Genomic DNA, 573 nt, shown 5'->3' with positions numbered 1-573 from the left:
GTCAAATTAAGCTAGAATAAAATGCTTCTTGTACATAGCTCAAAAATATTTCGATTGGTGTTCTGTAATTCAATGATTTTCTTGGAATATGATTACGTTGATTGCTGACACTGGAAATAAATGTCTGATTCACTTTTCTAAAATCCATTGATTTCGGCAGTCCATTACGACGCAGAATCCCGTTAGAATTCTCGTTTAATGGGCGTTGAGAAGGTGTTCCAGGGTCCGCAAAATATATATCAATATCATGTTGGTTACTAATGGCTTTCCAGTTAGAAAATTCTTTTCCACAGTCAAACGTAATAGATTTAAAGAAGTTTTTAGGGAAGCGAGAAAACCATTGATTAAGGGCAGTTTCAATATCTAATGCCTTACGGCCGTTGGGTTTAATCGTGATAATGACTTTAGATAATCTTTCAACTAAAGTAATGACGGCACTTTTATGATGAATGCCAACGATCGTATCACCTTCAAGGTGACCAAACTCAGAATTGAAATCAGGATAATTATCAGGTCGATCATGGATTGAGCGCTGATACTGTTGTTTTCCCCGTTTTTCCTGATGGCCATTGG

General features: G+C 36.6%; 1 pseudogene. It reads right to left on the bottom strand.

Annotation, left to right across the window (positions count from 1 at the left end):
* Position 1: 1 nt before the first annotated feature.
* Positions 2–573: pseudogene (locus tag DIZ30_RS13395) on the bottom strand (IS30-like element IS6770 family transposase); the annotation flags it as partial.

The organism is Enterococcus sp. H57, from assembly GCF_003112495.1.
GTDB classification, from domain to species: domain Bacteria; phylum Bacillota; class Bacilli; order Lactobacillales; family Enterococcaceae; genus Enterococcus_B; species Enterococcus_B faecium.
The sequence above is the reverse complement of the archived record's forward strand: the minus strand, read 5'-3'. Positions and strand labels throughout refer to the sequence as shown.